Here is a 20,506-nt window from a genome sequence, read left to right as displayed (position 1 = left end):
AAACAGCGTTTCGGGGCTGAGCGGGTAAGTTCAGCGTACGTTGTCGCTTCTTTTGTCAATATGAAGCGTGCCGTCGCTTTGGAGTTCCGCATAGAAAATTTGTTGAATATGAGCGAGTGAACTTCCGGCTTTGTGCAGCGCTTTCTCCAGCCACTCATGTGACAAATTCAGATCACGAAGATTTTTTGTCACCACGGATCCATCGACAATAATCTCAGTCGGCATATATTGCAGAGGTTCAGTCTGCAGTTTTAAATCCTCTCTGGTGGCAGCTTGTTTCTCCTTTTTTTTGAGAACGCTGATCCTGCCATGCGGTTCTAGGACCGCATATTCAACATCTTTGATTGAGAAGATGTCTTTCTCCCGAAGCAGCATGCTCAAGTCATCCATGTTTAAATGGGTTTCGGCCATCGTTTTTTCTAGAATTTTTCCTTTTTTAATGACGATGGTTGGCTCCCCGTCGAGCAGCACACGGATGCGCGGGAACTTTAAGGAGAGCTTGCTGACGCCTATCGTTAAAATACTCCATACCGCTAAACTGATAATACCCTCATGAATGGAAATAAATTTGTCTACCGCCATCGCAGCTGCAATAGATCCGAATGTTATGCCGGTAATGTAATTAAAAAGCGTGATATGGCTCATTTGCTTTTTGCCCAGCAGGCGGCTGAATAGAAGTAAGGATATAAATGCGAATAGAGTCCGGCCCATGATTTCCATTAGAAAACACCTCCTAATGATGGGATTTTCCCCATAGAGAAGAAGAAATATTCGCTGAGTGTCTATTTTCAATGAAGGGAAAGACGTGAGCTTCAACACGAGATTCTATATTTCGGCCGGAGAAGTCGATTATGCTTGGCAGAAGGTGTACTATTACAAACGGGATGTCTTGAAGGACAATGAACGACTCGCAGATTGGGTGAAGTAAGGATCATCTTCGGGATATGAATATCTGAAATGTTACGTTGGGAGAATAGGGATGCAGCATAACAAATTCTGGTTTTTTTGCGAAAGAGAACTGCATGACATTGCAAGAGAGCTTCAAATGGCACTGAACTTGCCTCGTTATGAGCGGGACTATGAGGATACGTGGGAGTGGTGTGAAAGTGATTCCGAAGAGCAAGATGAAACAGGACCTTATTTCAATATTTCGAGGGAACATAATTGGGAGCAGGGCTTATATGAATGCCCGATTATCTTGATCATACAAAATATGAATCTGCCCATCGAGGAGATTGGCAGCATCATTTCCAGAGAGTTCCGAGTCCAGGTCTATTATGGCCATGTATCGTATGAACGAGATGGCAGCTATACATATATTGTAAGTAAAGAATGGAATAGATAAACCGCTACAAGGAGCAGCTGCATCACGCTAGCTCCTTTTGGATTCGGGCATTCGAATCATGAGTTGCTTTATCCTCTCCATGTTGACAGGATTTTCAACTGAGAACCGAGAATAAACTATGGAGCGAATTCGTGCAGCGTGTCATGAACCTTGAACGGATGGCATCCGTCCTATCAGATGTTCAAACGTTACTACAAAAAAATTTCTTGAAACAAGACAAAGGAGAGAAACCGGGATGACGATGAAGCAGGTGCTGGATAAAGGTTATGTGAGGTTAGTCGATCACATGGGATCCGATCTGACCGTGGTGAATGCCGCAAGGGTGTCCTATGCGAAAGAATCGAAGGAACTGAATGAAAAAGATCTTAGACTGATCCAATTTTTAGCCCGGGAAGGGCATACTTCGCCTTTCCGGCATGCCATCATTGCAATTGACGGTCGAGCTCGGAATCCCGTTAACCGATGCGGTGCAAATGGCGGCTACAACCCCTGCCGATATCCTCGGGACTCATCATACAGGCCGAATCGCTCCCGGTTGTCAGGCCGATCTCGTCCTCTTGGACGATAACTTCGATGTGCAATGGACGATGATTATGGGGAGAAGGATAGATTTTGCAAGGAAATAAAGAAATAATAGAAAAAAACATTAAAATGACAGGGAGAAGCTATGTCTCTGTTTTTCATTGATTCATGCGATGGAGCTGATATAGAAAATGTTTGAATATAGTTCAAGGGAGAACCGGGAATGAAAGTAAGACGAATTGTCGCCAATATTGGCGCGCAGGATATCGCGGAAGCGGAACGCTTCTACCGTGGCGTGCTTGGGCTCGATCTATTGATGGATCATGGCTGGATTGTTACCTACGGATCGGCAGAGAAAATGAGCGTTCAGCTCAGCGTTGCCGCGGAGGGAGGCTCGAAGACGCCTGTGCCGGATCTGTCGATCGAAGTTGACGATGTCGATGCCGCGCTGGAGCGAATGAGGAACGCCGGGTTCCCGATTGAATACGGGCCGGCTGATGAGCCGTGGGGCGTTCGGCGTTTCTATGTCCGCGACCCGTTCGGCAAGCTCGTCAATATCGTTGCTCATACCTAGTCCAACGAACAATGAATTTCTTAAAGAGAACAAGACATTCCGGACCGAAAGAGAGCGATTGCTGAACAGATTAACGGATGAGGTGAAGAAATACAACTACCGTTCATAAGGGAAGAGGGGAAGTATGACGAGATACACTCACCTTGGCGTGTATGGGGTCATTATCAAGAACAATGAACTGCTTCTCATTCAAAAAGCAAGAGGCCCTCATACCGGAAAATGGGATCTTCCCGGCGGAACCATTGAGTTCGGAGAGAAGCCGTATGAAGCTCTCCAAAGAGAAATAGAAGAGGAGACCGGCATTACCGGTATCGCAGGAAAGATTAGATCAGCGCTCTCATATACGCTTATTTACCCATATACCGCAAATCAATTGGAAGAGCTACATCATATCGGCATCATCTATGATGTAGAATTGCTTGATAACCGCTATGAATTAAGAACGAGCGGGGACGGACAGGATTCGTTAGGAGCCCGCTGGATCGCCCTAGATGAATTACCGGAACTTGATGTCACGCCATTTGTGGAGGAGCTGTTCCCGATGGATAAATCGTAGTCCCGCAATGAATACAGATGCATCCGAATCTTTATCGAGGAGAAGTCGGGAATACTGATAACTTGAGAATCATGTTCCGATCGAATGGATGCAAGGATCCCGAATTGAACTTATTCGCTCTTATGCCGGCATGGGAGGATGTGGTAACATATAAACATGCGCCGCGAGTGCTGCGCCGGGGAATGCGGTCAAAAGGCTGAACGCCGACAGTTTGGCAAGGGATAGGCGAAGGCGTACGATGCGCAGATTCAGGCAATGCCCGTTCGCAATTTGAGATATTCTATTTTGGGGTGAATCATTTGGATAAGATGTTGATAATACAGCATCAACTATTGGATGATTATACGATTCAACGGGCAGAGCGGAAGCACTTTGATGAGTTGCTTAACCTGTTTCTTGAAGCCGCGGCTTGGCTCCGCCGCAATGGCATCCGGCAATGGGGACATTTTCTGGATGGATACGGGCGGGATGATGTCATGATCAGTATCAACAGCGGATCTGCGTTTGTCATCGAAAAGGAAGGCAATGTGATCGGAACCGTATCCGTTCTATTGGAGCCGGAAGCTTGGGATCGGCATATTTGGCAAACCGAGCGTCTGGATGATTCGATTTTTATTCATAGATTGGCGTTGTCGAGATCTCATGCAGGCCGGAATCTGGGCAAGGAGATTTTGCGCTGGATTGAACAAGGATTGCAAATTCCGGATCATATGAAATACATAAAGCTGGATTGTGTAGGCGACAATGAGAAGCTCAATCATTATTACAGAGCGAATGGCTTTCAGTACGCAGGCAGCACGGATGGACACAGCAAGTATGTAAAGGAACTCCAGGGCAAGCATTGATATTGGCGCTTGACAAGGAGATCGCCCCGGGAAGCATCGTATCCGGGTCGTTCTGGCTCAGCGCCAAGTTGGTGGACGAGCCGAACGTTATAATATGTTCATAGAATGACAGGGGGCGAGAGCCCTTTTTTTCATGAGCCGATGAAGCTCTCTGATATCTGCCTCCATGGACATTCCCCCCGTGTAGCTCATCATGATAATATCTTTCTTCGTTTGAACACGTCCCGGTCTGAATAATCCATCGTGTAATATCACAATAATAGATTAAATACCTGAAATTACTAATTGCACTAAAGGAGAGCGAAGATGGATAAGAACAACATGAACACCAGCGGGAAAAAAGATGCGAAGGAGCATGGAACTTCTGTCACGGGCTCAGGGGATGCGCTCGATACGCGGATGGCGGACGGAGAGGATGCTTCCACGCTGACGACCCGTCAGGGGCACCCTGTTCGGAATAACCAGAATATCCGGACGGTAGGGAACCGGGGACCGGCCACGCTCGAAAATTACCAATTCATCGAGAAAATCACGCACTTTGATCGCGAGCGCGTTCCGGAGCGGGTGGTGCATGCACGCGGAGCGGGAGCACATGGATATTTTGAAGCGTACGGGAAAGTCGGAGATGAGCCGATTTCCAAATATACGCGCGCGAAATTGTTTCAAGAGGCGGGGAAGAGAACGCCCGTGTTCGTACGCTTCTCTACGGTTATTCATGGCGGACATTCCCCGGAGACGCTTCGCGATCCGCGAGGCTTTGCCGTCAAATTTTATACGGAGGACGGGAACTGGGATCTCGTCGGTAACAATCTGAAAATCTTTTTCATTCGCGATGCGATCAAATTCCCGGATATGATTCACGCCTTCAAGCCGGATCCGGTAACGAACATTCAAGACGGCGAACGCTTCTTCGATTTCTGCTGCAATTCGCCGGAGACGCTGCACATGGTCACGTTCGTATATTCCCCTTGGGGAATCCCGGCCAACTACCGTCAAATGCAGGGGTCCGGCGTCAATACATACAAGTGGGTCAACCAAGAAGGAGAAGCGGTTCTTGTCAAATATCATTGGGAACCGAAGCAGGGAATCAAAAACTTGACTCAGGCGGAAGCCGAGGCGATCCAGGCCAAAAATTTCAACCACGCCACGCAGGATCTGTATGAGGCGATTGAACGCGGAGATTACCCGGAGTGGGAGCTGTTTGTGCAAATATTGAGCGACGATGAGCATCCCGAGCTGGACTTCGATCCGTTGGATGATACCAAAATATGGCCGAAGGAGCAAATTCCGTGGCTTCCGGTCGGGCGGATGGTGCTGAATAAAAACCCGGAGAACTATTTTGCCGAGGTGGAGCAAGCCGCCTTTGGGACCGGAGTGCTCGTCGACGGGATGGATTTCTCGGATGACAAAATGCTGCAGGGACGGACCCTTTCTTATTCCGACACGCAGCGTTACCGCATTGGGGCGAACTACTTGCAGCTTCCCATCAATGCGCCGAAAAAGCGGGTAGGCACCAATCAGCGCGACGGTCAAATGGCCTATTATGTGGATCTTGCTCCCGGCCAAAACCCGCATATCAACTATGAGCCGTCCTCGTTGAACGGCCTGAAGGAAGCGCCCCGGACGAATAAGGAGTATATGCCGCATGTCGAAGGGAAGCTGATGCGGGCCAGCATCGACCGTACGAATGATTTCAAGCAAGCAGGCGAGACGTATCGGGCATTTGATGAGTTCGAGCGCGATGATCTCATCTTGAATCTGGTCAATACGTTAAAGACCTGCAATACTCATATTCAGGAGCGAATGATCGAGCTGTTCACGAAATGTGATGAGGACTACGGGCGCCGCGTCGCGGAAGGATTGCGGAACAGCATGAATTCATCCGATCATGGTCCGATCGGCTCCACGCACACGGGTGAAGCAGTGAAGGAAGCCGAACGCAAAGGACATGAGACGGATTCGTATTAAAAGAACAGGAGAAGTCGAAGGGGGGCTCATTCGTAGCATAATTTCGGCTGCGACGAGGCAGCCCCCTGCTGCGTTCCAAAGCTCAGCTTGCTGAAAATGCTTTATAAAATCCAGTTTTCCATTATGAGATCCGCTGAGTTAGGGGGAATCGTGCAAAACAGCAGCAATTCAACCACACACGTTAAGCTCCAGGAGGTTATGATGCCTCCAGAAGACGATGACGCTCTGAGTCCCCAGTTTCGATGAGGAAAGTGGACGTCTTCACCCCTCCAAAGAAAACGGGTGTTTCCCAACAGCCTGATTATCGCAGGACTGCACCGCCTCATCAAGCTTCCGCCGTCTGCAGTACAGTGCGGGCATGTGTACCGGCTGTCCGTCCGGGATTCGGACTCGGATGCCTTCACCCGTTCGTGGCTGTCGGACGAGCTTGCCGCTCATGCTCAGCGTTCAGTTTTTTCCCCGCCGGTTTCCTTTTGTCCAAAATTTCGCTAGAATAAAAGTTGCATGAAGCCGATACATCGTTGCTCTAAGGGCAAGCGCGAATTCCATCAAAATGGAAGGCAGGGAAAACATGCAGAAATTGGAGCACGGAAAAAATCAAAATACCCGATACACATCGCCGCGAATTATTATGATTGGTTTTGCGGGAATTATTTTTATTGGCGCTATCTTGTTGGCGCTGCCTGTATCCGCCTCTAGCGGGATAAGCATCGGCTTTCTCGACGCGCTGTTTACTTCTACATCGGCAGTGTGCGTAACCGGGCTGGCGGTCCTCGATACCGGTACGGATTTTTCGTTGTTCGGACAGATCGTCCTTATGGCTCTGATTCAAATCGGAGGGCTGGGCTTCATGACGTTCGGGGTTCTCGTTGCTATTTTGCTCGGCAAAAAAATCAGTCTTAAAGAAAGATTGCTGATCCAACAATCCACCAATTCGATCTCGATGCAAGGGGTCGTGCGATTATCTCTTGGCATCTTTACGACGGCATTTATTATCGAAGCATGCGCCGCCACTCTGCTTGCTGCCCGGTGGTCTAGCGAGATGGGGCTGAAGCGCGCCATCTACTATGGGATTTTCCACTCCATTTCGTCTTTTAATAATGCGGGGTTTGCCTTATGGTCTGACAGTCTCTCCCGATATGTCGGCGATCCGCTTGTCAATATTGTGATTACACTGCTTTTTATTCTTGGCGGAATCGGTTTCGTGGTTATCATGGACATTTGGAATAAGCGCAGATGGAGAACGCTGTCCTTGAATACCAAAGTGGTCTTGATTACGACGGGGCTTCTTTCCTTGGCGGGGTTTCTGTTCGTATTCGTTATTGAATGCTTCAATCCACGAACATTCGGAGACTTATCGTGGAGCGAACGGTTATGGGCAGGATACTTCCAGGGGGTCGTTCCCCGAACGGCCGGCTTCAATACGATCGATATCGGAGGAATGATGACCGCCTCACAATTGTTCATCATTTTTTTGATGTTTATCGGCGCATCGTCCGGTTCGACCGGAGGAGGCATCAAAACAAGCACATTCGCGGTTCTTTATCTGAGTGTGGCCATGATCGTGAAGGGAAAGGGAGATTTGAATATTTTGAAGAGAAGGTTGCCGCACGAGCTCATATTGCGGGCCCTCGCTGTCATCGTCGTCTCTTTGAGCATCGTCCTTACGTCGACGTTCCTGCTTACTCTGACCGAACACAGTCTGCAGAAGGATTTCATGGAGGTTCTATTCGAAGCGACTTCGGCTTTCGGAACCGTAGGGCTTTCCATGGGGCTGACTTCCGAGTTGTCTCCGCTTGGCAAAACCATCATTATTATGACCATGTACATAGGAAGGCTGGGACCGTTGACATTATTCTTTGCGATATCGCAGCGATCTTCAAAAGGGAAATTCCGATACCCGGAGGAAAGGCTGCTTATCGGATAGCTGTCGGGTCACACCGAAAGTTGCGATTCCACACGCTTCGAACCCAGCAGCGCCCGGCGAAGCGGATTCGGGCAGAAGTGTCCGGAATAGACGGAGCCAGGCCAAGACAGACAATAGCGAGGAGAAAGTATGCTGAAGTACACGTTATGCTTAATCAGGCAAGGAAGCAGAATATTGCTGCTGAATCGAGAAAATCCGGCATGGATGGGCTGCTGGAATGGAGTTGGCGGCAAGATCGAGAAGAATGAACAACCAAGGTCTTCCATGCTGCGGGAAATCAAGGAAGAAACAGGGCTTGAAGATCTGGACATTGCTTTTAAGGGCGTAATTACATGGACAACCGGGGAGAAAAGGGATTTTGGCGGGCTTTATTTGTATTTGGCCGATATTCCGCAAGAACATACATATCCGACACCCGTAAAAACAGCGGAAGGAATACTGGATTGGAAAGAAATCCGGTGGATTATGCATCCCGCCAACGCCGGAGTGGCCTCCAATATTCGGAGTTGTCTCGATCAGGTGCTGCATGAGGAGCAATGCTATAATCACCATTGCATTTTTGTCGGGGATTCGTTGATCGAGCAAATAACAACCCCGATTGATCCGAATATCGAATACGATGAAGCGGCAAGGATAGAGTACCTCGTGAAGTATACGAGCAGTATGCGGGAAGCTGCGGCAACGGCAAGGTAAAAGGAGTGTTTTCCGGGTCGGCGATATGACAGGGCTCTTTGTTTTCTTTAGGATAGCAAAGAGCCTTTTTTCTCATATGATATTGATAATCATTATCAAGTTAGTTATAATAAGTTCGTTTGCAGCATGGTCCCAATTTTTTTACTGCAAACCCATATTGTTACCTAGGTAAATAAAATGACTTCGTCCTTGATAAAGAAGAATAGAGAGAAAAGGGGGACTGCAGAAATGGAGCATTCCAAGCAAGCAAAAAAGCAAATTTATGATCTCCGTTGGAAGATGATGCACTTGATTGAGCAAGAAGAAAGCTGGGAAATCGCAACTTTTCGCAGGAAAGCAATGGAAGAAGGACTAAGCGAAGGGACTTACAACTTCACCATGGTTCATGTCATCGACTGCATCGGCCGTTATGAGCCAATCAATACGACTTCAATCGCAGAGAAAATGGAGCTGTCGAAGGCAAGCATTACGAAGATGACAGCGAAGCTGTTCGATGAAGGATTCGTCAAGCGCACCCAGCTCAAAGACAACAAAAAAGAAGTCTATTTTCGCCTGACTCCCAAAGGCAGGCGGCTCTTCGACCTCCACGAGCATTTGCATGAGGCGGAGGAGAATCGCTTTCTCCGGTTTCTTGATCGATATTCGCCAGAACAGCTAGATTGCATCAAGCGGTTTTCGCGGGACCTGGTGGAATATTATGAACAGAAACTGATAGAAGGCACAGACGTGTAGAAGGGAGCAGGAGCTGGCGATGTTAGCTTCCGATATTATGGTTCGGCGGGTCATCAAAGTAAAGGAAACCGATACGGTCGAGCAAGCGATCGAGCGATTTGCCGCTTATCGGGTCAGCGCGCTGCCTGTTGTCAACGAGCGCAACGAGATCTCCGGGTTAATCAGTCAGCGGGACGTTATTGAATATATCCGAAATTTTGACATTAATTTTTGGATGTTCCAAATGTATATGCCACTGCCGGTCTATATCGATGAGGAAGGGATCGGCTCGAAATGGCAGCGCTTGGCTGGACGCAATGTGATGGAAATTGCCGCTCGCGATGTGGCAACGGTGCCCGTTGACTCTAAAATTGAAGAGGTGGCCACGTTATTTGGCAATAAGCGGGTGCAAAAAGTCATCGTGGAAAGAAACGGGGTATTGGCGGGAATGATTAGCCGCGGCGACCTTATTCGGTATTTGGCGGAGTGCAGGTAAATCGCGTGAGCAAGAATGGGAACCATTTTGAGTTCTGGTCTTGCTCTTTTTGTTACTATTTTAAGCTATATCCATTTGGTATCATATGATGAGGATACATACCCGTTTCGACCGTCAGAATTCAGAACAACTTTTTGGATAAAAGGAGGGAAAGGGAATGATTATGGAGCGCGTCATCCTATTGACGGAAAATCCGTTGGAAACGAAATCGTTCTATCGCGATGTGCTGGAGCTTGAGCTTGTCGAGGAGCGGGACGATTCCTTCGCCGTACAAGCGGGGGCGACCCGGGTAACGTTTCAGACGACGACGGCGTTTTCCCGCCCATTTTATCATTTTGCCATGAACATCCCAGAGAATAAGTTCCGCGAAGCCAAAAGCTGGCTTCAATCCCGAGTGAGTTTGATCCAGGAGGACGGGGAGGACGAAGTGTTTTTTACCTCTTGGAATGCCCACTCCGTCTATTTTGAAGATCCTTCCGGCAATATTGTCGAATTGATCGCCCGGCACAATTTGTCCAATGCGGTCTCGCATCCGTTCGGGAGCGGCGATATCAAGGGCGTCAGTGAAATCGGCATTGTGGCCAATGAGGTCATTCCCTTCGTCCGGGCCTTGAATGAAATCGGGGTGCCGAACTGGAGACCGGATGATGAAGGCCTGACTCCGGCGGGAGATGAGCACGGGCTGTTCATTGTCGTCAAGACAGGCCGGGAATGGTTTTTCTCGAATCAGAAGCGAGCGCGAAGCTATCCGGTGAAAGTATTGGCAAGAGGGATCGGATGGATAACATTCGGAGAAGCTTCACGGATCGATGACTAGAAGAGGCGGGAGATTGTATTTTTGTCCTTGGCAGAGACGAACTCATTTAACGATGAAGACATGCCTGCCACAGTGGATCTCGTATTCACTATGTCCGGTAGACGACGAGACGACCCGGCGGGATAATTGGTGGCAGCATGACAGCGGGAGGAAGCGAGTGGAAGCGAGTGGAAGCGAGTGGAAGCGGAAGCCAGAAAGATCATCGAGTACGTTAAAGCGGGCGTCATTCAGGATTCGGAAATTTGAACAAATGGGATACGTTGATAACGAAGTTGCATCAAACCGGGGGGCCTGTCACATCAAAGAAGAAAGCGAATGAAGCCTCTCGCAGCACGCAGTTTTCAGGCTGTTGAGAAGGAAGTTTTGAACAGGAAAATGGATATTTCTACCGGACTTAAAACTGCACCATTTCCCTAGACACGCCCATCCGGCAGGCGAAATCCGCAAAACTCCACGATTTCTCGAGACACGCCTGTTCAGAAAGCGAAATCCTGCATAAATACAGCAATTTGATATGGACGACTTTACCAGAAAGGGAATCCTGCAAAATTACAGGAATTTCCACCGTTTAACTTCGGCTTGAAGCAAAAGGGCCTAAAATGATGTAGATTTGCAGCAATTCCTCGGGATGTGGACTCATTAAGCCTAAATTCCTGTAAAATAGCAGCAATTTCCTTCGCACGTCCAAGCCCCAGGAGGCAACGATGCTTCCAGCAGGCCGATAATGCTTCCTGAAGGCGATGATGCCCCAGCATCCGACCCGGTCGCTTGGATCCCGTAAAACCAGGCCATTGAGCAGTCTATGGGACTTTTCACCTGTGATGGATCTCTTCTCCCGGTAGAAAAATCGATTTAAAACGCTCTGAGAGCCAAAGTTTGGATGAGGAAAATGGAGCATCTCCACCCCTTCACAAAAAACAGGGGTTTTCCAACAGCCTGAGATTTGGAGGAAAATGCATGACATCTCTTTTTAGAAATGTATATTTCTATGTCCTGGCAGCGCTGTTTTTCGGCTCTGCCTGGGCACTGGAAGCGTTTTATCAGACAGCAGCCTTGTCCAACAGCGTGGCGATGGCTCTTTTTATCGCGGCCATGATCGGCTGCATGACCTTGTTTACGTGGAGGGCGAAGAGTCCGCCTGCCGTTGTCCGACAGCCGAAGCGGGAAGCGCTGCTGTTTCTTGTTTATTTTGCCGTCTGGCTGGTCCTTAATGTGGGACTTTGGGACATTTTCTTCAGCAGGCATATCCTCTTTTCGAATGGAATCAGTTTTTGGCTAGGTCTCGTCGTTATTCCCTGGCTTCTGCTAAGGAGACGAGGCTATAAACTATCTGATGTCGGTCTCGCGACAAGCGCGCTTCTCGGCAATTTGAGAGCCGCTCTTCTGTCAGGAGCATGCTTCGGAGGAATGATGCTGATAACGACGCCCGGCGGCAAATACTTGCTGGGATTGGAACCCGAATTTCCCAGGCGCTGAACTCGAGACTAAGCGGCTGGATGATTACGGCCTTATTATTTGCCCTCTACCACCTGCCATTCCGGCTCTTTGACACCGGCTTTGCGGGAGATGTCCTGCATGCGTTTGCGGTCTGTTTTACCGAAGGATTATTCGGCGGGTTGATCCTGGGTTTCCTGTGGTTGAGAACGAATAACCTGATTGCTCCCGTCTTCGTTCATTCCGTCATTGATGCGATAAGCGGATATGAATCGATCCTTGCCAAGTATCATTTTTGGTGAAAATCCGTCCATACCGGACCTTAACAGAAAATCAATAACTTATCATTTCCGGTCATTAGAGGCAGCGGTATATTAAATTTACGCGTTTTACTTTCCAATGGAAGCCTAGAAAGGAACTCGCCCATCCTTTGCGAAAATAAAATGAGGGAATTGAATCGAAAAAGGATGGAGTAAGCTTTGGTCACTTGAGAGAAAGCGGGTGATGCAAATGAACGGCAAAAAAACGCCCAAGCTTGAGCTGACGGCGGAGGAGCGGGCGGCGTTCAAGCGGCAAAAGATAAAAATCGCCGATCTCGCGGATTATTCCGTGGAGGAGCTCTGTTCGCGCTTGCGTTTGTCGCAGCCAAGAGCCAGGGAACTGCGAGCCTTGGCCGAATTTCAACGAATTCCATCCATCGGTCCGCAATTCGCCCGCGATATGGTAGAGTTAGGATACCATTCGCTGGAAGAGCTGAAGCAGCTGGATGGGGCGCAGTTATTTGACGCCCTGGAGCAACGGTACGGCTTCGAGATCGACCCATGCGTGGAGGATCAATGCCGGCTGATCGTTGATTTTGCCCGGCATCGCGATAGTTCGAGGCAATGGTGGGATTTCACCGCTGAACGGAAGCAATACCGAGATAAATATGGATATCCGCCGAATCGGCCGAAAAAGGAGTAGTTGACTATGAGCAGAGGCTTCTCGCATTGCCTGCAAATTTTTCCGACGCCGGATATGGCGAAGACAGCGGCATTTTACGAGCTTGCCGGCTTCAGGGCGGTGCATTATCTTGAATCGTCAGAGCCGCATGTATGCTTGTATAGAGACGGTATCGAGATCGTGTTGACGCGATCGATACATGACGCTGTCATCCCTAATCGAATCGTTCACGGATACGGATATGACGCCTATTTCATCGCCTATGACCAACTGGAATTGGAACGCGAGCTGGCTGGCAAAGGAATTAAAATCGTGCGTCCATTGACAACGACGGACTACAACAATCATGAATTCGTATTCGAGGATGTGGATGGCCGCTGGATCGCGGTGGGGAACAAAGCAGGATAAACATGACACGAGAAGAAGTTGGGGATTTGATATACAGCATGCATTCGAAAGGATGGCAACCATGTTATCGTTTGAAATAACATCGGCGAAGCGAGTCGATATCGAAGAAGCTATTATTAATTCCAATCCTTTATTTAATCTGGTATCCAGAAATAAAGAGATCATACCAAGAGAAGAAGTGCTGGCAGATATCCAGCAGGCCCATCGCATCGGCGCCAAGCGGATGCTGGTCAAGGAGAATGAGGACTATATCGGCATCCTCGAATATTTGCCGCTGAATCCGGCCGATCAATGCGCTTGGCTGGGGCTCCTCGTGATCAGCGGCGATCGGCAATCGCAGGGATACGGCGCGCAGGCCGTGCAATTATTTGAAGAGCTGATGGAAAGTCAGGGCATAAGCAAGTACAGAATCGGAGTCGTGACGAAAAATACGCGGGCCCACCTTTTCTGGATGCGGCATGGCTTCAAAAGGATCGACTCGAAAACGAACGGAAATAACAAAGAAATATTAATTTATGAGAAAAGAATATATCAGCGAACAGAGGGATGAGAATGGTGAGACTGATGCCGCTGCGCATACCTCAAGGTTTTGCGGTAGGATATAACAAATTTTATGATGCCGATCCGGAAATGGCGGAGGATAGCGATATGCTCGGCAACTGGACGTACTTCACCGAGGATCTGCTTCAGATTGACAAAATGGCGCTTCATCAGGGCCGTTGGGAGATTCCAAGCGAGGATAAATGCATCATCGATTTGGGCTGGTACCCCGATTCGAGCCGAGAAGGACAGTACCGGCTGGTTATTGCCAATGAAGAATGGGAGATTTATAAACAGTTTTCCTCCCGAGACAGACATGATATCCGGGATACATTGGAAGCGTGGCTGATGGAATTGAGCGAACAAGGCTTCCCAAAATGAGGTCGAGATGATGGAACAGCTGACGGGAAAAACGCTTATCATTCTGCTTCACGAAATTTACGGGGTGAACGATCATATTGCTTATTACCGCCAACGTTTTGAAGAGCAAGGCCATGAGGTGTTGACGCCGAATCTATTGGGCAGAGCGCCATTTGCCTATGGGGAGGAAGCGGCCGCGTATTCCTATTTTATCAATGAAGTCGGATTCGACGCCTCCGCCCGAGAAGTGAGAGGCCTGATTGAAGCGAACCGCCAACAATATAATGCCATTTTGCTGGCCGGCTTCAGTGTTGGAGCCACCGTTGCCTGGATGTGCAGCGGCAGCGGCGGCCTTGACGGAATTATCGGCTTCTACGGCTCAAGAATCCGCAATTACGCGGACATCAAGCCTTGTTGTCCTGCCTTGCTGTACTTCGCAAGCGAGGAGCCATTTGATGTGCCCGGATTAGCGCGGCAGTTGAGAGAGACGGAGCGGACACGCGTTGAGGTCATTGCGGCCGGACATGGGTTTATGAATCCTTTTCACCCGAGCTATCTACCGGAGCAGGCGGAAGCGTGCATGACAGGATGCAGCGAATTTCTGCGCCAGGAGAAGCGAACGCTTCCAAGGGCAGCAAAATAGTTCAGGTAATACCGATATCATTCATGGGCAGGTCCGCCATCGCGAGATATGATAGAGATGAATCATCTGGTTGCAGCGTTCAGTCGAATGCGATACAAGGATGGAGGGACGATTCATGACAAAAAAACGTGTTGGCATCGTGGGTTGCGGCAATATTTTTCCGATGCATGCCAAGTCTGTGGAGTTAAATGAACATGCTGAACTCGTGGCTGTATGCGATATCAAAGAGGAGCGGGCGCAAAAAGCCGCGAAGCAGTATAACTGCGTTTCTTATTTGGACTATAAGCAAATGATCGATGAAGCCGGTCTGGACGTTGTTCATGTGTGCACGCCGCACCATATGCATGCGCCTGTCGTGATCTATGCGGCAGAAAAAGGCAAGCATGTCATCACGGAGAAGCCGATGAGCATTACCGTGGAAGATGCGGAAGCGATGATTGAAGCATGCTGCCGGAACAACGTTACCTTTGGCGTCATCTTCCAGAACCGGTACAATCCGGGCTCGGTGCTGATTAAGGAAGCGCTTGAGAGCGGCAAGCTGGGCCGCGTTCTGGGAGCCCGCTGCTCGGTTACATGGAAGCGAACGGACGAATACTACAGCTTAAGCGACTGGAAGGGCACCTGGGACAAGGAAGGCGGCGGGGTCATCATTGACCAGGCGATTCATACGCTGGATTTGATGAGATGGTTCATTGGCGACGATATTGCGGCGATTGCCGCTCATATCGAGAACCGAACGCACGAGAAGATTGACGTCGAAGACGTGGCTGACGGGGTGATCCAATTCAAAAACGGGGTCATGGCCTCCTTCTACGCCATGAACTATCACAGCTATGACGCTCCTGTCGAGATTGAGCTGCATTGCGAGAAGGGGAGAGCGTATATCCGGGCCGAGAAAGGCAGCATTTGCTATGAAGACGGCACGGAAATCAGCCGCGATTCGGATCGCACCAACCTGATCGATTACGGCGAAGGGGTCAAATCGTATTGGGGCATCAGCCATATTCATCAAATCGGCAATTTCTACGATGCGGTCGTTAACGGCGCTCCGCTGCATATTACCGGGGAAGAGGCATTGAAGACGCAGAAAATGGTCGCGGCGATATACCAATCCGGAAAAACGGGGAAAAAGGTTCAATTGTAAGGCTGAACCCATCTGGGCCAAAGGCTTTGGTTACGCAAAGCCTTTGGCTGTTTTATTGAAGCGGGAATGCTAGTCTAGGAACGCGCCACAGGCCACAAGCAATAAGAGCATCCCGCTAATCAAGGTCCCGAATTGCCCGACGGTAAATTTGCCGATGCGGACATGCGTCAGTCTGATGCCGAAAGCCACTCCGGCCCATACGGTGACAAAGCTTCCGGCCGCCGCCAATATCGAGATCAGCAGCGGGGAAAAACCGAGCAGGCCGGCCCCGACGCCATTCGTCAATGCATTGGCGGACAGGGCAACGCCGAGCACCGCGGATTCAACGAAGCCAATGCTCTTGGGACTCGCCGCCTCGGGGCTGCTGTTTGGCTGTTGATTTTTGCGCGGAACGGCCATCAGGATAATGCGCAGACCGATCACCACGAGCAGGAAGGCGCCCAGCACGACGGGGAGGATTCCGGGGAGCACGGTGGCAATGAACATCCCGAAATAGATTCCGCACATGCTAAAGAGAAAACAGATCACTGCGATAAATAGATTCGAGAGCATACTGATGCGAATATTCCGCACGCCATAGGACAAACCGACTCCCAAATTATCGATGCTCGACGAAAAGGTCAACGCCGCAATCATAAGCCATGATGTCATTTTTTTGTTAGCTCCTTTTTTCATGTAGTCATCTTAAAGCAAAGCTTGGTTTACATTCTCGTCCCACCACACCCTTCCTGTATCGGCCGGCACTGGCTTTTACTTTATGCTCCTCAACCCCCCCAATCGTTTCCATCCAGTTATGAGCATTATAATTCACCTTTGTTGCAAAAAGTGCTTGCCTGCTCAAAATTTTGTTGAAGAAAATGAAACAGATGCCGCCTTTCCTTCATGGCCAGCCTGGGCGGGCTCAAGCACAGCTTCCTCTTCTGTTGCGATTTCCTCAACGGACTGATGATTGGATTGCACCTTTTCTCAACAGTTGAATAAGGTGAAGAACACAGCAAAGGCATGGGGAAAGGCCGGAAGAAAAACCGTGAACAGAGATTCCGGTTGGTGCCGTGCGAAAAGGAGATGGAGCAGATGATGAAGGTGTTGAAGTGGCTCGGTTATGGTGTAATGGGGATCGGGGTGATCCCGTTTTTGTTCATTCAAAGTGTCGTAGAAGAAATGGAAATGAAGTATGATAAAACCAAGCGATGCCGGGAACAACACAAATAATCCAAGGAGGATACGCATCCGTATCCCGATGAAGCGAGTGATGAATAAGATGAACAAGATGAGTATTGCCAAGGTGCAAAGGATAGGCTATGGAGCATGCGCGCTTTCTATCATTCTATGGGTGCTATTAATAGGGGTGGATCCATATTTTGCGGGGATGGATCAAGTCAGTGCGGGAATCAGCTTGGCCATGCTGGCCCTTCCGGCCGTTCTCTGCGTGGCAGGCTTGATGCGGCTCCGGAGCTCGCTGCTGCTAATCGCATTCGTCTGGAGTCTCCCGTATAGCATGTATATGGTGCTGAATCCGGGTGTTTTTTCGTTGTTCGGCGCAACCAATCTGATGTACTTGCTGTGCCTCTGTGCCTTCCGTGCTCATGGCGTCAAATATTGAAATGACCGTACAGGAGGTGACGCTGGTTGACCTATCCGTTTGATTGTCTCACCGAGCTTGTCTTCGTTCCGGAAGAAGAGCCCCAGCCTGCCGACATCATACTGGTTCCGGGCGGCAGTCATACGCAGCCGATGGCCATCGCCGCGCAATTGTATCACGAGGGATATGCACCTTACGTGCTGCCATCCGGAGGTTATAACCGGAAGCTGGATCGGACGGAATGGGAGCATTTGCAGCAGATTGGCGTCTCGCTGGGGATTCCCGCTCATGCTATCCTGCGGGAAGACAAAGCGAAAAACACATTCGACAACGCGAGGAATTCCTGGAGCGTGATTCAGGAGCGCAAGCTGGAGGTGAACCGGGCCATCCTCGTCTGCAAAGCGTATTTCTCGAGAAGAGCGCTTATGACGTATCAGGCCGTCTTTCCGCCACACGTCCGCTTTTGCGTCCAACAAGACAGCACCCGCGTGAACAGGGCGGACTGGTACGCGGAAGAGGCTGGGATCAAGCTGGTTCTGACCGAGGCGCGAAAAATTGCAACCTACTTTGAACCGCATATTCCGAAATGGGTAGAGCGGCAGGCCTCATCACCATAACCTGCCGCTCCTTGACTTGCCTACAAATACGTTATGGCCACTCGCACCCCCGCAAGCAGCAGACAAAAAACCGCAGACATGACCGCTCCCTTCAGGAAGCCGATGAGATGGAAACGGTAATCTTTATAGCCTGACGCCCCCCGCGTTCCCGGTATGACAATGAAGTTCGGTGTAATGCCGCAAAAAACAAGCCAGTCGAGAATAATCAAGTCAGCCAAGCTGACAATGATGAAGACAAGGTACAGATGAAGAAAAGCGCCCCAAAACGTAACCTCGTCTCCATAGGCATAAATCGAACTGACAAACGGAACGAAAATGAGCAGCATGACGATGGTTCCGACTGCCGTCAACTGCTTTTTCTCCGTCGGGGTGCGAGGCGGGGCCGCCCGTTGAATATCTGGCGGATAATCCTGAAGCCATATCCGCGGGTTGTAGGCCAGCGAGAGAAGCAGGACCGCTAAAAAGACGGCAGATAATAAAGCCCCTTCGATCAGAATGCGCGGCAAATCCAGCATAGATCCAACTCCTTTTCCCAATTCGTCGTAAATATAGTTCATCATAATTAAAAAGTGTTTCCTTGACAACAAAATTTTTCATTAGGACAAAATAAAGGCGGCTTCTCCTGGTTGACAGAAAGGCTCTTTCTCATTAAGTTGCATCGGGTAAAAATATTTAGATATGTACAAAATATTTCCTGTGCTATATAATTCAGAGGTGAATTCTGTTAATTAGGGAAGGGAGACGAAGCGAATGGAACAATTCACTCTGCCGGAACTGTCCTATGGATATGATGAACTGGAGCCTTACCTGGACGCCAGAACCATGGAAATTCACCATAAGAAGCATCATGCGGCGTATGTCGCCAACTTGAATCAGGCGCTGAGCCAATCCCCTCAGTTCAAAAACGCGACGGTTGAAGATTTGATCAGTCACCTGGACGATCTGCCGGAAGATATACGCACTGCGGTCCGCAATCATGGAGGAGGGCATTACGGGCACAGTCTGTATTGGTCCATCATGAGCCCGACGGGCGGCGGAGAGCCTAAGGGGGATATCGCCAAGGGGATCGAGAAGCACTTCGGATGCTTTGAGCAGCTGAAGGAAGATTTGACCAAAGCCGCGATAAGCCGCTTCGGTTCGGGGTGGGGCTGGCTCGTCGTCAATGGAGACAAGCTGGAAGTCATGAGCACGCCGAACCAGGATACGCCGTTGGCGGAGAACAAGACCCCGATTCTGGTCGTCGATGTATGGGAGCATGCCTATTATTTGCAGTATCAGAACAGACGGCCCGACTTCGTGTCTTCCTGGTGGAATGTCGTTAACTGGGAGGAAGTGAACCGCCGCTATAACGAAGCTGCTCGCTAATTCCGCCTGCAGAAGGGAGAGACCGATGCGACAACATCAAGCTCCTGAACGGGAACAGAAGACGAGACGGAAAATATTGCTGCTGTTGAAGAAGCATGGCTCGATCCGTGTCCAGGACATCTCGCAGCGTCTCGGGTTAACGGAGATGGCGATTCGTAAGCATCTCTATGCGCTGCAGGAGGAGCGGTTCATTGAGGCTGCCGTGCAGCGCCAGCCGATCGGCAGGCCGATTCACGTATACCGGCTTACGCTCTCCGCCGAAGCGCTGTTCCCGAATCAATATGATGCGCTGGCCGCCGATTTGCTTGGCGAGATGAGCGAGATGTTCGGGGAATCCGTCATCGGCGAGCTATTCGAACGAAGGCAGGAGAAGCTGGAGCAGAAGCATCGCGCCGCGATGACCGGGGGCAGCCTGGAGGAACGGGTTGCCCGCCTGGCCGCCATTCAGAACCGGGAAGGCTATATGGTCACGGTCGACAAGCTGGATGACGGTTCGTTCCTATTCGAGGAAGCGAATTGCCCCATTGCCCGTATAGCGTGCCGTTACCGCCAAGCCTGCCATTGCGAGCTGAGCTTGTTCCGCGAACTGCTGGACGCTCGGGTGGAGCGGCTGGAATGCATGGCGGACGGGGATGTCAAATGCTGTTACCGGATTGCGGCAAAGCCAACAGATGCATAAAGAGTGAAAGCGCCGCAGTTACAGGCCCGGCTTGATGCCGGGTCTGTTTTTTGCGCTTGGGCCGTTGTATCCGCATCTGCCATACCGGGGAAGTACCCGTATTGCTTTTTTTGTCATGAGCTGGTTCATCATGTCGGCAAAATGCTGTCATGGCCGAGAATCTCCTGTCAATTTCTGCGGTTGCCGGGGAAATAATAACAAGGAAATAAGTCCATTTCCCGCCAACAATTCATCTGAATTTCACATTGCGATCGTATAATGGGAGCGATACGGCGGCGCGCAGCGGATATCCGGCTTATCGCCGCCGCCAATGCAGAAAGAAGGTACACACATCACAT

Annotated in this window: 28 protein-coding genes and 1 pseudogene; 26 read left to right on the top strand and 3 right to left on the bottom strand. The window is 49.8% G+C overall.

Annotated elements, in window-relative coordinates:
• Window positions 1-30 precede the first annotated feature (30 nt).
• The gene (locus L6439_RS14755) at window positions 31-720 is read right to left on the bottom strand and encodes a DUF421 domain-containing protein (RefSeq protein WP_168182565.1); all 690 of its coding nucleotides are present in this window, start codon (window positions 718-720) and stop codon (window positions 31-33) included.
• 58 nt (window positions 721-778) lie between these two features.
• Between L6439_RS14755 and L6439_RS14750 the strand changes: the two genes are divergently transcribed.
• From L6439_RS14750 to L6439_RS14655, 21 genes and pseudogenes are all read left to right on the top strand, one after another.
• A complete protein-coding gene (locus L6439_RS14750; protein WP_213468375.1) occupies window positions 779-928 on the top strand; it encodes a hypothetical protein in 150 nt (49 codons plus the stop codon).
• 51 nt (window positions 929-979) lie between these two features.
• Complete coding sequence (locus tag L6439_RS14745; RefSeq protein WP_168182566.1) at window positions 980-1,345, top strand: hypothetical protein; 366 nt, start codon at window positions 980-982, stop codon at window positions 1,343-1,345.
• A gap of 235 nt (window positions 1,346-1,580) precedes the next feature.
• Window positions 1,581-1,781: pseudogene (locus tag L6439_RS14740) on the top strand (FAD-dependent thymidylate synthase); the annotation flags it as partial.
• A complete protein-coding gene (locus L6439_RS14735) occupies window positions 1,762-1,971 on the top strand; it encodes an amidohydrolase family protein (RefSeq protein WP_420540563.1) in 210 nt (69 codons plus the stop codon). The pseudogene L6439_RS14740 and the gene L6439_RS14735, both read left to right, overlap by 20 nt.
• Before the next feature lie 119 nt (window positions 1,972-2,090).
• The gene (locus L6439_RS14730) at window positions 2,091-2,441 is read left to right on the top strand and encodes a VOC family protein (RefSeq protein ID WP_213468376.1); all 351 of its coding nucleotides are present in this window, start codon (window positions 2,091-2,093) and stop codon (window positions 2,439-2,441) included.
• A 124-nt stretch (window positions 2,442-2,565) separates the two neighbouring features.
• Window positions 2,566-2,997 (top strand): NUDIX hydrolase, encoded by a 432-nt coding sequence (locus L6439_RS14725; RefSeq protein ID WP_213468377.1) that lies wholly within the window; start codon window positions 2,566-2,568, stop codon window positions 2,995-2,997.
• A gap of 308 nt (window positions 2,998-3,305) precedes the next feature.
• A complete protein-coding gene (locus L6439_RS14720; RefSeq protein WP_237096923.1) occupies window positions 3,306-3,842 on the top strand; it encodes a GNAT family N-acetyltransferase in 537 nt (178 codons plus the stop codon).
• Window positions 3,843-4,241: 399 nt separating this feature from the next.
• Window positions 4,242-5,810 (top strand): catalase, encoded by a 1,569-nt coding sequence (locus tag L6439_RS14715; protein WP_168182576.1) that lies wholly within the window; start codon window positions 4,242-4,244, stop codon window positions 5,808-5,810.
• Between the two features lie 571 nt (window positions 5,811-6,381).
• Window positions 6,382-7,737 carry a TrkH family potassium uptake protein gene (locus L6439_RS14710; RefSeq protein WP_168182570.1) on the top strand — a complete coding sequence of 452 codons (1,356 nt, stop codon included), beginning with the start codon at window positions 6,382-6,384 and terminating at the stop codon, window positions 7,735-7,737.
• 174 nt (window positions 7,738-7,911) lie between these two features.
• Complete coding sequence (locus L6439_RS14705) at window positions 7,912-8,430, top strand: NUDIX hydrolase (protein WP_237096474.1); 519 nt, start codon at window positions 7,912-7,914, stop codon at window positions 8,428-8,430.
• Between the two features lie 228 nt (window positions 8,431-8,658).
• Window positions 8,659-9,162, top strand: a complete 504-nt coding sequence (locus L6439_RS14700; RefSeq protein WP_168182572.1) for a MarR family transcriptional regulator — start codon at window positions 8,659-8,661, stop codon at window positions 9,160-9,162.
• Between the two features lie 19 nt (window positions 9,163-9,181).
• Complete coding sequence (locus tag L6439_RS14695; RefSeq protein ID WP_168182573.1) at window positions 9,182-9,637, top strand: CBS domain-containing protein; 456 nt, start codon at window positions 9,182-9,184, stop codon at window positions 9,635-9,637.
• A gap of 157 nt (window positions 9,638-9,794) precedes the next feature.
• Entirely contained in the window at window positions 9,795-10,454 is a 660-nt protein-coding gene (locus L6439_RS14690) for a VOC family protein (protein WP_168182574.1), read from the top strand.
• Between the two features lie 876 nt (window positions 10,455-11,330).
• Window positions 11,331-11,930, top strand: a complete 600-nt coding sequence (locus L6439_RS14685) for a hypothetical protein (protein WP_213468378.1) — start codon at window positions 11,331-11,333, stop codon at window positions 11,928-11,930.
• Window positions 11,849-12,190 carry a CPBP family intramembrane glutamic endopeptidase gene (locus tag L6439_RS29705; protein WP_366926009.1) on the top strand — a complete coding sequence of 114 codons (342 nt, stop codon included), beginning with the start codon at window positions 11,849-11,851 and terminating at the stop codon, window positions 12,188-12,190. The genes L6439_RS14685 and L6439_RS29705 overlap by 82 nt, the downstream gene beginning before the upstream one ends.
• 208 nt (window positions 12,191-12,398) lie before the next feature.
• Window positions 12,399-12,851, top strand: a complete 453-nt coding sequence (locus L6439_RS14680) for a helix-hairpin-helix domain-containing protein (protein WP_213468380.1) — start codon at window positions 12,399-12,401, stop codon at window positions 12,849-12,851.
• A 6-nt stretch (window positions 12,852-12,857) separates the two neighbouring features.
• Window positions 12,858-13,238 (top strand): VOC family protein, encoded by a 381-nt coding sequence (locus L6439_RS14675; RefSeq protein WP_213468381.1) that lies wholly within the window; start codon window positions 12,858-12,860, stop codon window positions 13,236-13,238.
• Between the two features lie 61 nt (window positions 13,239-13,299).
• Window positions 13,300-13,788, top strand: a complete 489-nt coding sequence (locus L6439_RS14670; protein WP_168182879.1) for a GNAT family N-acetyltransferase — start codon at window positions 13,300-13,302, stop codon at window positions 13,786-13,788.
• Between the two features lie 2 nt (window positions 13,789-13,790).
• Window positions 13,791-14,159, top strand: coding sequence for a hypothetical protein (locus L6439_RS14665; protein WP_210429663.1), 369 nt, complete (start codon window positions 13,791-13,793; stop codon window positions 14,157-14,159).
• A gap of 7 nt (window positions 14,160-14,166) precedes the next feature.
• On the top strand, window positions 14,167-14,781 hold the full coding sequence (locus L6439_RS14660; RefSeq protein ID WP_237096473.1) for a dienelactone hydrolase family protein: 615 nt from the start codon (window positions 14,167-14,169) through the stop codon (window positions 14,779-14,781).
• Window positions 14,782-14,896: 115 nt separating this feature from the next.
• Complete coding sequence (locus L6439_RS14655; RefSeq protein ID WP_213468383.1) at window positions 14,897-15,925, top strand: Gfo/Idh/MocA family protein; 1,029 nt, start codon at window positions 14,897-14,899, stop codon at window positions 15,923-15,925.
• A gap of 69 nt (window positions 15,926-15,994) precedes the next feature.
• Here L6439_RS14655 and L6439_RS14650 read toward each other — a convergent pair whose 3' ends face one another.
• Window positions 15,995-16,576: a manganese efflux pump gene (locus L6439_RS14650; protein WP_168182882.1), complete on the bottom strand. Its 582-nt coding sequence runs from the start codon at window positions 16,574-16,576 to the stop codon at window positions 15,995-15,997.
• A 423-nt stretch (window positions 16,577-16,999) separates the two neighbouring features.
• Here L6439_RS14650 and L6439_RS14645 point away from each other — a divergent pair, with 423 nt between their 5' ends.
• Genes L6439_RS14645 through L6439_RS14635 form a run of 3 tightly spaced genes read left to right on the top strand, consistent with a single transcriptional unit; the run spans window position 17,000 to window position 18,124 of the window.
• Window positions 17,000-17,137, top strand: coding sequence for a hypothetical protein (locus L6439_RS14645; protein ID WP_168182883.1), 138 nt, complete (start codon window positions 17,000-17,002; stop codon window positions 17,135-17,137).
• 49 nt (window positions 17,138-17,186) lie between these two features.
• Window positions 17,187-17,528, top strand: a complete 342-nt coding sequence (locus L6439_RS14640; RefSeq protein WP_168182884.1) for a hypothetical protein — start codon at window positions 17,187-17,189, stop codon at window positions 17,526-17,528.
• Window positions 17,529-17,554: 26 nt separating this feature from the next.
• Window positions 17,555-18,124 (top strand): YdcF family protein, encoded by a 570-nt coding sequence (locus tag L6439_RS14635; protein WP_168182885.1) that lies wholly within the window; start codon window positions 17,555-17,557, stop codon window positions 18,122-18,124.
• A 20-nt stretch (window positions 18,125-18,144) separates the two neighbouring features.
• On the opposite strand, the gene L6439_RS14630 is transcribed toward L6439_RS14635, so the two are convergent.
• Window positions 18,145-18,639 (bottom strand): nitroreductase, encoded by a 495-nt coding sequence (locus L6439_RS14630; RefSeq protein ID WP_168182886.1) that lies wholly within the window; start codon window positions 18,637-18,639, stop codon window positions 18,145-18,147.
• Between the two features lie 235 nt (window positions 18,640-18,874).
• Here L6439_RS14630 and L6439_RS14625 point away from each other — a divergent pair, with 235 nt between their 5' ends.
• Together L6439_RS14625 and L6439_RS14620 are read left to right on the top strand one after the other, a co-directional pair.
• Window positions 18,875-19,489 carry a superoxide dismutase gene (locus tag L6439_RS14625; protein WP_168182887.1) on the top strand — a complete coding sequence of 205 codons (615 nt, stop codon included), beginning with the start codon at window positions 18,875-18,877 and terminating at the stop codon, window positions 19,487-19,489.
• Window positions 19,490-19,514: 25 nt separating this feature from the next.
• Window positions 19,515-20,168 carry a helix-turn-helix transcriptional regulator gene (locus tag L6439_RS14620; RefSeq protein ID WP_168182888.1) on the top strand — a complete coding sequence of 218 codons (654 nt, stop codon included), beginning with the start codon at window positions 19,515-19,517 and terminating at the stop codon, window positions 20,166-20,168.
• Window positions 20,169-20,506 lie beyond the last annotated feature (338 nt).

It is taken from the genome of Paenibacillus dendritiformis (assembly GCF_021654795.1).
In the GTDB taxonomy this organism is placed as follows: Bacteria; Bacillota; Bacilli; order Paenibacillales; family Paenibacillaceae; genus Paenibacillus_B.
Note: the sequence above shows the minus strand (reverse complement) of the source record. Positions and strands in the feature narration are given on the sequence as shown.